At 65.7% G+C, this 12,973-nt stretch carries 10 protein-coding genes and 1 rRNA gene; 4 read left to right on the plus strand and 7 right to left on the minus strand.

The annotated features are described in order from the left end of the window. Positions 1 to 38: 38 nt before the first annotated feature. Positions 39 to 1,112: an AAA family ATPase gene (locus AC5P9I_RS16655; RefSeq protein WP_049471505.1), complete on the minus strand. Its 1,074-nt coding sequence runs from the start codon at positions 1,110 to 1,112 to the stop codon at positions 39 to 41. Next, positions 1,099 to 1,698, minus strand: coding sequence for a nicotinamide riboside transporter PnuC (gene pnuC / locus AC5P9I_RS16660; protein ID WP_049471510.1), 600 nt, complete (start codon positions 1,696 to 1,698; stop codon positions 1,099 to 1,101). Before pnuC ends, AC5P9I_RS16655 begins: the two co-directional genes overlap by 14 nt. 74 nt (positions 1,699 to 1,772) lie before the next feature. On the opposite strand from pnuC, the gene AC5P9I_RS16665 reads away from it, so the two are divergent. Beyond that, positions 1,773 to 4,007: an FG-GAP-like repeat-containing protein gene (locus AC5P9I_RS16665; protein WP_130768623.1), complete on the plus strand. Its 2,235-nt coding sequence runs from the start codon at positions 1,773 to 1,775 to the stop codon at positions 4,005 to 4,007. Between the two features lie 60 nt (positions 4,008 to 4,067). On the opposite strand, the gene AC5P9I_RS16670 is transcribed toward AC5P9I_RS16665, so the two are convergent. Then, positions 4,068 to 5,495, minus strand: a complete 1,428-nt coding sequence (locus AC5P9I_RS16670; protein ID WP_235645348.1) for an outer membrane protein transport protein — start codon at positions 5,493 to 5,495, stop codon at positions 4,068 to 4,070. 226 nt (positions 5,496 to 5,721) lie between these two features. Here AC5P9I_RS16670 and AC5P9I_RS16675 point away from each other — a divergent pair, with 226 nt between their 5' ends. After that, positions 5,722 to 6,414: a rhomboid family intramembrane serine protease gene (locus AC5P9I_RS16675; protein ID WP_049471500.1), complete on the plus strand. Its 693-nt coding sequence runs from the start codon at positions 5,722 to 5,724 to the stop codon at positions 6,412 to 6,414. Positions 6,415 to 6,608: 194 nt separating this feature from the next. Here AC5P9I_RS16675 and AC5P9I_RS16680 read toward each other — a convergent pair whose 3' ends face one another. From AC5P9I_RS16680 to AC5P9I_RS16690, 3 genes are all read right to left on the minus strand, one after another. Continuing rightward, positions 6,609 to 7,019 (minus strand): hypothetical protein, encoded by a 411-nt coding sequence (locus tag AC5P9I_RS16680; protein ID WP_049471497.1) that lies wholly within the window; start codon positions 7,017 to 7,019, stop codon positions 6,609 to 6,611. Positions 7,020 to 7,102: 83 nt separating this feature from the next. After that, entirely contained in the window at positions 7,103 to 8,575 is a 1,473-nt protein-coding gene (locus AC5P9I_RS16685) for a S41 family peptidase (protein WP_187756879.1), read from the minus strand. Positions 8,576 to 8,683: 108 nt separating this feature from the next. Next, positions 8,684 to 9,904 (minus strand): murein hydrolase activator EnvC family protein, encoded by a 1,221-nt coding sequence (locus AC5P9I_RS16690; RefSeq protein WP_262103231.1) that lies wholly within the window; start codon positions 9,902 to 9,904, stop codon positions 8,684 to 8,686. Positions 9,905 to 10,080: 176 nt separating this feature from the next. Here AC5P9I_RS16690 and AC5P9I_RS16695 point away from each other — a divergent pair, with 176 nt between their 5' ends. Then, positions 10,081 to 10,743 (plus strand): DUF4097 family beta strand repeat-containing protein, encoded by a 663-nt coding sequence (locus AC5P9I_RS16695; RefSeq protein WP_049471493.1) that lies wholly within the window; start codon positions 10,081 to 10,083, stop codon positions 10,741 to 10,743. An 85-nt stretch (positions 10,744 to 10,828) separates the two neighbouring features. Continuing rightward, positions 10,829 to 12,538: a M28 family metallopeptidase gene (locus tag AC5P9I_RS16700; RefSeq protein WP_057494740.1), complete on the plus strand. Its 1,710-nt coding sequence runs from the start codon at positions 10,829 to 10,831 to the stop codon at positions 12,536 to 12,538. Between the two features lie 317 nt (positions 12,539 to 12,855). Here the strand turns inward: AC5P9I_RS16700 and rrf are convergent. Beyond that, a 5S ribosomal RNA gene (gene rrf, locus AC5P9I_RS16705) occupies positions 12,856 to 12,970 on the minus strand. Positions 12,971 to 12,973 lie beyond the last annotated feature (3 nt).

The raw sequence follows: 12,973 nt of genomic DNA on the forward strand, positions 1-12,973 counted from the left end.
GCTCGGCTTTCCCGGCGCGGCCGAGCGTGGGCTCGGCTCTACAGAGGCTGGGCCACACTGAACCGATTGTCCGCCCGCGTCGCCAGCTCGCGCTGCACGCGTGCGATGCGCGTTTCCAGGTCGCCCTCCAGCAGCACATAGTCGACTCCCCGCGCCTGCAGCTCGCGCACGTACCAGGCATGCTGCTGCGCACGGAATGCCGCCCCTACCCGGGTGCCGTCCTGGTCGAACGGAATATCCGGCGCGCACACGAACAGCAGGTCATACGGCCGCATTGCAGCCTGCCGCAGTGCCTCCGGCGCCGTGCCAAACATCCAGCCGCTGTAGCCCAGCGTCACCAGCGGCGTGGTATCGCAGAACAGCCAGCGATGCGCACGCCGCACAGCTTCTTCTTCGTGCTGTGGCTGGGTCATGGCGATGCGAAGCAGATCGTCCGGCACCAGGTCGCCGCCCTGCTGCTCCCAGAGCGTGCGGCCATACTCCGGCACCCACGCGGTCTGCAGGCGCTCGGCCATCACCCGCGCCAGCGTGGTCTTGCCACTGGACTCGCCACCAATGAAGGCCACGCGCTGCACGTAGTCCGCATACACCTCGGCAGAAAGGCTGCGCCGATGCGCATGTGGATCGGCACGCAGCTGGGTGCCGCTGGCTTGGCCGACATCCAGCGTGCGCTCCAGCCGTTCATGACGTACCGGCGCATCGAAGTGCATGGCCAGCGCCTGCGCGAAGCCGTCGCCGTAGTCCTCACCGGTGTACACCGCCTGCACCGGCCCACCGAACAGGCTCAGGCACAGCCAAGCGGTGAACTCGCGCTGCACGTGCTCATCGTCGCTGTCCTGCGGCAACGTGCGAACCGCTGCGCCCCGCTGCACGCAAAATGCCGCCAGTCGAACATCGTCAAGCACCGCCACCGTGGCCTGCGGAAACCGGGCGCGCAGCCAACGCTCGCGGCGCACAGCGCTGTAGCCGGGGAAGCCCGGCTGCGACCACCCGATCACCAGCAGCTGCTGGCAACGGGTGGAAGCGAATTCGATCAGGCGCTCGTGGCCAAGGTGCAGCGGGCAGAACTTGCCCACCACCAGGCCGCGGGCAACGCGCTCAGGCGGCGGCATCGGCTGCCTTGGCCTCGGTCTGCATCAGATGGCGCCAATGGCGCAGGGCGACCAGCGCGTTTATCCAGAAACCGATGTAGAGGATCGAGGTCAGGTGCAGGCCACGGCTGTAGTACAGCGGCACCGCCACGGTGTTCACCAGCAGCCACACCCACCACGATTCCAGCTTGCGTCGCATCATCAGGATCTGCGCGATCACGCTCAACACCAGCACTGCCGAATCGATGTAGGGCGCATAGGCGTTGGTCAGTCGGGTCAGCATCCAGCCGTAGCCTAAGGTGGCCACTACCGCCAGCGGCGCCAGCCAGGCCCAGGCACGTGGGCGCAGCGCGGTGATCGGCAGCGGCGCGCCATGGTCACCACGCAGCCATTGCCACCAGCCCAGCACGCTGATGGCGATGAAGAAGAACTGCAGCACCATGTCCGCGTACAGGTGCGAGCGTTCGAACACGGCGGCGAACAGTGCGCAGCCAACGATGCCCAGCCACCAGGTATGCACGTTGTTGCGGCCGGCCAGCAGGATCGAGCCGGCAACGGCGATGTTGGCAGCCAGCTCCAGCTGGAAGTTCGGATCGGACAGGTTCATGGCGCCATTGTCACCCGCCCGTGCTGCGCAGAATACGCCCACGTGTCATCTGGCGGAATCACGAGTTCCAGACCTTGAACTCCCTCGAGATCCCTTGGAGACTCAATACTCCAACCAACGAGGACGACGGAATGCATCGTTTTGGTATGGGAGTGCTGGCAGTCGCGCTCTCGCTATCTGCTCCATTTGCGGCTCTCGCGGCCGACGTGGGAAAGGCCACTAGCACTGGCTTTCTACGGGTGACCAACGGCGCGCTCGATATCGACGGAACCATTCCTGAGCTCCCATCGATCAACATGTTTGATCTTGTTCACTTGTACATGACCGAGCCTGCATCAGGGCGGGCAAAACTGACCCGAGCGCGGGCCGCTGGCTTCCGGATGGTCCGCTTCTTTGCTGCTGGCACATACAACGAAGCCACGACCCGATTCCCTGCGGTTGAGCGCTGGAAATCTGCAGATACGCGGGCCGGGTACTTCGCAGCGTACGACCAACTCGTGCAGGATGCCGAAGTACTTGGGATCGTGCTGGTCCCCGCTCTTGTCACCGGCTACTACGATCCTGATGAGCGGCTGCGTCCCTCGGGCTGGGCCTGTGCACGCTACCCTTTCTCTCTTCCAATGCTACCGGGTAGCGAGAATCGCGCTGGTATGAAGTCGTTCGCTCTGGGCCTGGTCAGTCGCTATCGTGACTCTCGGGTCGTCCTGTTCTGGGAGCTCACCAACGAGGGCAATCTTGCCGCAAAGCACAGGAATCCCCAGGATCTCTGCGTCACTCGCGAACAGATCAGGGAGTATTTCGATGAACTGGCTGCCGCCATCAAGGCCATCGATGGCAATCACCTGATCGCAACCGGCGCAATGCAGGAAGGAGACGGAGACCTTCCTCTGGGGGATGTTGCCGGGACGTTCAACGATGCTGGCGACTACTTCCGTTACTACAACGCCAGCCCCAATGTCGATATCGTCACCGTACATCTTTACAGCCAGTTCGACTTGCAGGACGTTAGCGGTAGGACATTGAATGCCGGGGAGATTCTCAGGTACTTCAATGGCATTGCCGTAACGATGGGAAAGCCGCTCTGGATCGGCGAGTTTGGCGTGCCCGGTGGAACGGCTTGGTCGAGCAACAACCTGCACGACACTCCAATGTCCACCATCCTTGCAAGGCACTACCTTGGCATAGACCTGGCAACAGCCTGGAACTGGGAATCGCGCGAGTATGGCCGGCCCGGCTATCACCCTGAGATGGTCCAGTACAGCATCGATCCTGGCGAGGACAACGACATTATCCATGTGCTAACGAGCGCACAGGACATGATGGGAGCAAACGATGCGCGCTTCCACTGGAAGCCTATGACCGGCGATTTCAATGGGGATGGGCGCTCCGACCTGCTTGCTGCGTCGGATCGAGGGACCTGGCAAGTCTCGCTCATTGGGAATTCGCCCTCGGTCCCCGCGCAGTGGTTCTCGGAATTCGGTGACAATCAAAAGGACCCGGGTGCTGCACCCTTCCAGCGACTCACTGGAGATTTCAATGGCGACGGAACCACGGATATCGCAGTGAAGGGTCAGGATGGACGCTGGTTCGTGGCATTGGGCGATGGCCGGAAGTTTGGCAGGCCCGGCGAATGGCTGATTGGATTTGGCAACACCCATTCCGACCCTGCAGGGGACTTCGTAGCGATTGCAGGAGATTGGAATGGCGACGGACTCACAGATATCGGCATGAAGGCAAGGGACGGGCGTTGGTACGTCGCCTTCAGCGACGGTAGCAGATTCAGAAACCCCGCACTTGTGCTCTCCAACTTCCTTAACGAGAACATCGACAATGGAGGGGGGGGCGTTCATGTGCTCAGCGGCGATTGGAATGGTGACGGACGCACGGACCTAGGCGCAAAGACCTCGGACGGTCGTTGGTACATGGCAACCAGCACTGGCACAGGGTTTACTTATGAGCGTCTTGCGCTCGCGAATTTCGGCAATGATCTGCTCGACCCCGCAGGAGCGCCATTCCTGCCTGTTGTTGGTGATTGGAACGGCGATGGCAAGGCCGATGTCGGCGTGAAGTCCCGTGATGGAAGATGGTTTCTTGCCGACGGGGATGGCCTGAGCTTCATCGCTACCCGTCAGGTTCTGAGCGGCTTTGGCGATGATCTGTCCGACCCTGGCGGTGCTCCATTCACACCATTTGCCGGTGACTGGAACAGGGACGGCAGGACTGACATAGGTATCCATTCCAATGACGGCCGCTGGTTCATTGGAACGAACGACGGAAGAACGTTCGTTGACCTCAAGGCTTGGCATTGACGAAAAAAAGGCCCCGCTCGCGCGGGGCCCTCCGTGTGCTGCGTCAGGCCATCGCCCGAATCAGAACTTGTACTGCAGCGAAGCCGCCAGCACGTCGCCGCTGACCTTGTACTTGCCGGTCACGGTGTTGCCGGTGGCCGAGGTCGAGGTGATGTTCGGATCCTTGGTGAACAGGTGGGTGTAGCCCACGCTGTATTCCATCTTGTCCGAAGCGGCGTAGGTCATGCCCAGCGACAGCCACTTGCGGGTGGTGTCCGGCACGCGCACGTCGCGGTGGGCATCGGTGGTCGGGGTCTGGTCATAGGCCAGGCCGCCGCGCAGGGTCAGCTTGTCGTTCACGCGGAAATCGGTACCGATCGACGCGAAGGTGGTGTCACGGTAGTGGAACGGCAGCACGCTGTCCGGCTGGTTGGAGTCGTAATCGACGACGACCTGGTCGAACTTGCTCCACGCGGTGCGCGTGACTTCAGCCATGATCTGCCACTGGTCGTTCACGCGGTGGGTGAAGCCCACGGTGGCGCTGGCCGGCAGGGTGATGGTCGCGCGACCATTGCTGTCGATGAAGGTACCCGGGGCAGCCGTGGCCAGGAAGGCCGCCGCATTCTGCGGAATGGTGAAGTCCGCCTTGCCGTCGGTGATCTTGTGCTCGACCTTCGAGCGGTAGCTGAAGGCGATGTTGGTGCCTTCCACCGGGGTGACGGTCATGCCCAGGGTGTAGCCGACCGACACTTCATCGCCCTTGATGCGCAGGTAGCCATCGGCGGTGCCCGGCGAGAAGCCGAGCTGGGCGGCCTGGCGTGCAGCCGCCTGCGACGCCGCCGCAGCCTGGGCCGCGGTGCCGCCGGCAGCCAGCACACGCGCCGCAGCGGTGCGCTGGGCAGTGGCGTTGATCGCGGTGCCGGTGTCGACAGCGTTGGTCAGGTCGACGTTCAGGCGCTCGGCGAACACCGAAGCACCGAACGACAGGTACGGGTTGACGTCATAGGAGAACGCCACGCCCAGGTCGATGGCCTGCAGCTCGGTCTTGACGCCGTTGTAGCGGCCGACCCAGTCGCGGTCGTATTCGGTCTTGAAACCGAACGGCACGGTCAGCGAAGCACCGAAGTGCATGTTGTCGTTCTCGCCGAACGGCACGTGGAAGTACGCGGCCGGAACCGGGGCGATCATGCCGGCGTCGCCGCCGTTGCCGCCGGAAATCGGCGCGCCGTTGGCGTACTGGCCCTGGCCGCGGAACTTGGCGCCGAAGCTGATGGCGCTGACGTCGCCCTGGACCAGGGTGCCGTCGAGCAGGCGCATGGACGCCGGGTTGGTGGCGATGACCGAGGCGTCACCTTCGGTCGAGGTGGAGCCGGCGAACGCGCGGCCCAGGCCCTTGGCGCTGTTTTCCTTCAGCTGGAAGGCGGCAGCATTGGCATCGGCGGCGGCCAGCGCACCGGCAACGCCGACGGCCAGCAGGGTCAGTCGGGCAATGGTGGAAGCGGTTTGCATCGTAGTTCTCTCTCTCCGGTAAGCGGTGATGGTGCTCTGAGTGCGCCTGCGCCCGGCCGGCCCTGAAGCCCTTCGGAGCGCGCCGGATTCCCCTCCCGACATACGACGCCGTATGCGAGTATTACCCAGAGCCGTTAATGAAACAATAACAGCGCAGGCGGTTTTCCCGTCTCGAAAGCTGAACAGGACCGTCCCCGCCGAAAGCGGCGCACGCTAGGCTATTGGCATGTTCGTCTCGCTCCCGTCCCGCAAGAAGGCGGCCCTGCGCTGGGCCACGCCCGTGCTGTTCGCGTCACTGTGGCTGGCGTTCCTGTGGTCGATCTCGCGCCCGGACGACGCCCGCAACAGCCTCTGGCTGGACTGGGGCGCCCTGTCCACCGGCCTGACCCACCCGCTGGACTGGTGGGCGACCCTGCAGGACGGCAGCGTGCTGCGCCTGTTCACCGCCCTGTTCCTGCACGCCGACTGGTCGCACCTGCTGGGCAACCTGGTGTTCCTGCTGATCTTCGGCCTGCCGGCCGAGCGGGTGCTGGGGCCGTGGCGGCTGCTGCTGCTGTTCCTGGTCGGCGGCGCGGTGTCGAACCTGGTGGCGATCTACACCATGGGCAGCCCGGACCAGATCATCATCGGCGCCAGCGGCGCGGTGTCGGCGCTGATCGGCGCGTATCTGGCCCTGTTCCCGGGTGCGCGGCTGGGCGTGGTGATTCCGCTCGGGCTGTTCCTGGAGTTCGTACGGGCCCCGGCCTACCTGCTGATCGGTGTCTGGGCCGCGCTGCAGGTGGTGTTCGCCCACATCGGTCCCAGCTTCGGCATGGTGGCGTGGTGGGCGCACATCGGCGGTTTCGTGTTCGGCGTCGTGTACGGAGTCTACGTGCGGGCTGCGATCGCGCGCCGCCTGCGCAAGCGCCACGGGTTCTGACCCCTGGTAGTGCCGGCCGCTGGCCGGCTCCACTTCTGACCCCTGGTAGTGCCGGCCGCTGGCCGGCTCCACTTCTGACCCCTGGTAGTGCCGGCCGCTGGCCGGCTCCACGCTCAGCCACTCCCCGTGGCGTTATGCGTGCTCGACTCCTTCATTGATATGGATCTGCTCGGTCCGTGATGAGGCCGAAAGCGTCACTCGCGACTGACCACCAACGCATTGTGGTGGGTATCGAACAGCAGCGTGGCTCCGCCATCCAGCACCACGAAATATTCGAAGAACGGCAATTCGCCGAGCAAGGGAATCAGTTCACTTGCCTGCAGAGTCCAGATTGGCCACGGCAATGCGCGCTCGTCTGACGCTACCAGACACATTTCGCCGTTCACTTCCACCAGCAGTTCTGCCAAGCAGGAAAGGCCTTCATCGCTGTCGTCGTATTGGATGGTCTGATCAGCCGTCGCTATGCCCGCCCACCAATAAACACGGCGCGGATCGATTCCGTGGCGACCCGCCAGGGATTCCAGCAGCGCAACGGCCCGGTCAACCGGCAACGGATCGCGACCAAGCAGTTGGCTGATCGTGGTCGCGAGGTTCGAATGATCCATGGACCGATTCTATCGGGCGACACCTCGGCTGCGCCGCCTTGCGGATGAACAGGGCGTCCGCCGGGCACGGCCCGGCGCTACCGTCAGGGCTTGGCCGGGGCCGGTGCGGGCTTTGCTTCCGGCTTTGCTTCCGGCTTTGCTTCCGGCTTTGCTTCCGGCTTAGGTTCGACCTTCGCTTCCGGCTTCGCCGCAGCGGCCTTCGCCGCCTTGGCCGCATCCGCCTTCGCGGCTTCGGCCTTCAACCGTGCGGCCACCGAACCGGGGTTCTTCAGCTCGGCCAGCGCGTCGTTGATCGGGCCGTCGCCCGGCAGCACCGCACCGGCGTGGTAGCCCTCGGTGCCTTCGTCATCGCCGCGCAGATGGCCCGGCAGGGTGGCTTCGCTGTAGTCGCTCAGGCTGGCCGGCAGTGCATCCTCGGCCGGCGTGGCGGCGGGTTTCAGCTCGACGTCCGGCACGATGCCGGTGGCCTGGATCGATTTGCCGCTGGGCGTGTAATAGCGCGCGGTGGTCAGCTTCACCGAATCGCCATTGTCCAGCGGCAGCACCGTCTGCACCGAGCCCTTGCCGAAGGTGCGGCTGCCGACCACGCGCGCGCGCTTGTTGTCGCGCAGCGCACCGGCCAGCACTTCCGATGCACTGGCCGAGCCGGCATCGGCCAGCACTACGACCGGCGCGCCCTTCAGCAGGTCGCCCGGGGTCGCGTCGAAACGGGCGTCGCTGATGCTGATCCGGCCACGGGTGCTGACGATGTTGCCCTTGTCGAGCAGATCGTCGGCCACCTGCACGGCGGCCGTCAGCAGGCCACCCGGGTTGCTACGCAGATCCAGCACCAGGCCCTTGAGCTGGCCACCCGACTGCTTCTGCAGCTGCTGCACGTGCTTCTGGAAGTCCGAACCGGTATCGGCCTGGAACGTGCTCAGGCGGATATAGCCATAGCCCGGCTCGAGCAGGCGGCTGCGCACGCTGGTCACGCGGATGGTCTGGCGGGTGAGGCTGACATCGAACGGCTTGGGCCTGCCTTCGCGCACGATGGTCAGCACCACCTTGCTGCCGGCCGGGCCGCGCAACGGCTCGCTGGCATCGATCGCACTGATCGGCTTGCCGTCGATGGCGATGATCAGGTCACCGGCAAGGATGCCGGCCTTGGCCGCCGGCGTGTCGTCGATCGGCGAAATCACCTTCATGCTGGCGTTGTCCGGCTGCTGCTGCAGCTCGACACCGATGCCTTCGTAGGCGCCATTGGCCTGCTCGTCGAAGGCCTGCGCATCTTCCTTGTTGAAGTAGGTGCTGTGCGGATCGAGGTCGAGCAGCAGGCCACGCACGGCCGACTGCATCAGCTTCTTGTCATCGACCGGATCGACATAGGCCGCACGCACCGCGTTGTAGACGGCCACGAAGCGGCGGATTTCCTCCAGCGGCACCTTCGAGGTCACCGCCTCCTCGCTGTTCGCTGCCTGCCCGCCGGTTTCCTGGCTCGGAGCGGGCGCGGTCTGCTGCGCCCAGGACAGCGCTGGCAACAGGGCCAGCAAGAGGGTGGCGGTACGGGCTGCGCGCATGGAGCACTCCTGTCGACGTTGGCATCGTGCTCAAGGCACATGGGCCGATTATGCGCGAAGCACGGCTAAATTCCCGTTGAATCCGCCGTGCATGCGGCGAGCCCGGGTTCAGCGCCGCTGCAGCCAGCTGTCCGGATTGACCGGCTGCCCGCCACGGCGCAGCTCGAAGTACAGCGCGGTCACGCCCTGGCCGCCGGAATTGCCGACCTTGGCCACCGCATCGCCACGGCTGACCCGTGCGCCGGCATCCTTCAGCAGGGTGTCGTTGTGCGCGTACAGGCTCATGTAGCCGTTGCCGTGGTCGACGATCAGGATCATGCCGTAGCCGGTCATCCAGTCGGAGAACACGACGGTGCCATCGGCCACGGCCGTGACCGTGCTGCCGGCTGGCGCGCCGATCAGCACGCCGCTGCTGGTGCGGCCGTCGGGCAGCTTGCCGCCGTAGCGCGCCAGCAGGTTGCCGGACAACGGCCAGCCCAGGCCACCGACCTTCGGCGCCGGTGCCGATGCCACCGCAGGCGGCACCTTGGTCGGCGGCGGCGGTGGCCGGCCCTGTGCCGCGGCCTGGCGCGCGGCACGCTCGGCGGCGGCCTTCTCCGCAGCCGCGCGGCGCGCAGCGGCCCGGCGCTCGGCCTCCGCACGGGCCGCAGCAGCACGCAGGTTGGCCAGCAGTGTTTCCAGCGCCTTGGCGTCCTGGCCCAGCGCCTGTTCCTTCTCGCGCTGGTCCTTGAAGCGCTCGTCCAGCGAGGCCACGGTCCTGGCGCGATCGCGACGGTCGGCCTCCAGCGCCGCAGCCTGCTGCTTCTGGTCCTGGTGCGCGCCCTGCAGCTTCTGCTTGCGCTCGGCGATCTGCGCCTGCAGCGCTTCCAGCTCCTTCAGGTCAGTGGTCAACGCGGTGATGCGCTGTGCCCGCTCGCGCTGCAGGTAACGATGGTAGGCCAGGGCACGATTCGCATCGGCCACGGTGTCCTGCGACAGCAGCAGTTTCAGCGGTGCGTGGTTGCCCAGCTGATAAGCCGCGCGCAGCAGTCCGGCCAGTTCGCGGTGCTGCTGGGCGAGGTTGCTCTGCAGGGTGCTGCGGCGCTGCTCGGCCTGGGCCAGGGCCTGGGCCTGCTCGCGCAGCGCCGCTTCGGTCTGCGCAAGCGCGCGCCCGGTGCGTGCCACCTTCTCGTCGGCCTCGCGCAGCTGCTGCGACGCCTGCCCGCGCTGGCCCTCGATCTGCCGTCGCTCCTGCGCCACGCCCTTCAGTTCGGTACGCAGCTTCTGCAGCTTGCGCTCGGTCTCGCGGGTGGTCTGCGCAGCACCCGGCAGCGGCAGGGCCAGCGCCATGGCCAGCCCCAGCAGCAGGCAGCGACCGCCGCGGGCAGCGGCGATGTGATGTCGGCGTGATGGGAAGACGTTGTCGCGCAAGGGCTTTCCAGTGACTTCAGGCAGTTGCGGGGGCTACCGGGGAATGGTGACATCTCCGCACGCGGCCTGCCAGCCGCACATCTCTCGAGGTCTCCATGAAAACTCTTTCCATTCCGCTGCTGTTGGGCGTACTGCTGGCCACCGGGCCGGTCTGTGCCCAGGAGAACATCAGCAAGGTCAACGGCAGCATCAGCGCCGAACCGGGTCAACGCTACGGCAAGCTGGACACCGTCAACGGCGGCATCCGCATCGGCGAAGGCGTAGAGACCGGCAGCATCGACACCGTCAACGGTGGGGTGAAGGTTGCCGACCGCGCCCGCACCGGCAAGATCGAAACGGTCAACGGCGGTGTGCGGCTGGGGCGCGAGGTGATTGCCAGCGGCGGTGTCAGCACCGTCAACGGCAGCATCTTCAGCGATCGCGGCAGCCAGATCGAAGGCGGCGTCGAGACCGTCAACGGCGGCATCGGCCTGGTCGAGAGCCGCGTCGGCAAGGATGTGGAGACCGTCAATGGTGACATCACCGTCGGTATCGGTTCGCAGGTCAACGGCGGCGTGCATGTGCGCAAGCCGAACTTCAGCATCTCGCTGACCGCCAGCCGCAAGCCCCGCGTGATCATCGGCCCCAACGCGGTGGTCCGTGGCCCGCTGCAGTTCGAGCGCGAAGTTGTGCTGTACGTGCATCGCACCGCGCGCATCGGCCCAGTCACCGGTGCCGAGCCGATCCCGTTCGACAGCGAAACCGCCCCGGCCGACTGAACCCGCCGGAACCGCCGCTTCGGTGATACTCGCGTGTACCGGCCGCGCCTGGGTGCGGCCGCCCTTTGTTTTCCAGGAATCGACGATGCCCCGCAAACTCCTCCTGTGCCTGGCCGCTGCGGCCGCGCTCAGCGCCTGCAAAGGCGAAGACACGCCGGCCACCGCGCCGGCCACCGATACCGCTGCGGCGAAGCCCGCCGCCCACCAGTTCTCGCCGGAAATCAATGCCGGCGACTTCGCCGAGATGGTCAAGACCCTGGCCTCGGATGAGTTCGAGGGCCGCGCCCCGGGCAGCAAGGGCGAAGAACTGACGGTCAACTACATCCGCGACCAGATGCAGCGCATCGGCCTGCAGCCCGGCAACGGTGACAGCTGGTTCCAGGACGTGCCGATGACCGAGACCACGGCCGACGAATCGACCGTGCTGAAGATCACCCAGGGCGGCAAGACCACCGAACTGAAGTTCGGCACCGACATGGTGGTGGGTACCCGGACCGGCCAGGCGGAGGTCAAGATCGATGCCAGCGACCTGGTGTTCGTCGGCTACGGCGTCGACGCACCGGAACAGAAGTGGAACGACTACGCCGGCCAGGACTGGAAGGGCAAGACGGTCGTGATGTTCGTCAACGACCCGGGTTTCCACGTCGACGACCCGGCGCTGTTCGACGGCAAGCGCATGACCTATTACGGCCGCTGGACCTACAAGTTCGAGGAGGCCGCGCGCAAGGGCGCCGCCGCGGCACTGATCGTGCACGACACCGCCGGCGCATCCTATGGCTGGGACGTGGTGAAGAACTCCTGGGCCGGCCCGCAGTACGACCTGCCGGCCAAGGATGACCCGGAAGCCCGCATCCCGGTACAGGGCTGGCTGAGCGCCGACGCCGCCAAGGCGCTGTTTGCCGGTGCCGGCCTGGACCTGGCGCAGGCTTACAAGGATGCGAGCAAGCGCGGCTTCAAGCCGGTGCCGCTGAAGGCCACCGCTGCGGTCGACCTGAAGAGCCAGATCGCGCAGAAGCAGTCGCGCAACGTGGTGGGCGTGCTGCCGGGCAGCAAGCGCGCTGACGAGGCCGTGCTGTACATGGCGCACTGGGACCACCTGGGCAAGCACGAGGGTGAAACCGGCGACAACATCTACAACGGTGCGGTCGACAACGCGACCGGCGTGGCCGGCATCCTCGAAGTGGCCGAAGCCATGGCCCACCAGGATCCGAAGCCGGAGCGTTCGGTAGTGTTCCTGGCGGTGACCCTGGAAGAATCCGGCCTGCTGGGTTCGAAGTACTACGTTGCCCATCCGACCTTCCCGCTGGACAAGATCGCCGGCGTGATCAACATCGATGCGATGTCGGTGGCCGGCCGTGCCAAGGACGTGACCGTCACCGGCTTCGGCAGCTCGGAGCTGGAGGACATCCTCAAGCCGCTGGCTGCTGCCCAGGACCGTACGCTGCATGGCGAGACCGCAGTGCAGAGCGGCTTCTACTTCCGCTCGGATCACTTCAACTTCGCCAAGGCCGGCGTCCCGGCCCTGTACGCCGATGGCGGCGAGGACCTGCGCGAGGGCGGCGTGGAGGCCGGCCGCAAGGCCGCGGCGGACTACGGCGCCAACCGTTACCACGGCCCGAAGGACGAGTTTGACGCGGCCACCTGGAAGCTGGACGGCACCGTCGAGGACCTGCAGCTGATGTATGGCGTGGGCAAGGAACTGGCCGCAGGCGATCGTTGGCCGAACTGGTATGCAGGCAATCCGTTCAAGGCCGCCCGCGACGCGATGATGAAGGACAAGGCCCCGGCCAAGTAACAGCGGGCCTTGCTCGACTGAACATGATTCAAGCCTGAGCGGCGCCCCACGGGGCGCCGCTTTTCTTTTGCGTACCGTCGGCGGCTCATCCACGGTTGGTGTGGATCTGCCGGTAGTGCCGGCCGCTGGCCGGCAATCGATTGGTAGCGGCCAACCTTGGTTGGCGCCATGCCTCCTCGCGGAGGGCATCCACGCATGGCGTGAACCTCCCGGGACGATGCTGGGCCATGGGGTTGCCGGCCAGCGGCCGGCACTACCCGCTGTTCTGCGCACAAAGAAAAACCCCGCTGCGCAAGCAGCGGGGTTTTGGGTGTAAACCCTGGCGATGACCTACTCTCGCATGGCTTGAGCCACACTACCATCGGCGCAGCTGCGTTTCACTTCCGAGTTCGGGATGGGATCGGGTGGTTCCACAGCGCTAATTTCACCAGGGAG

Source organism: Stenotrophomonas sp. YJH_SMC_29 (genome assembly GCF_059371235.1).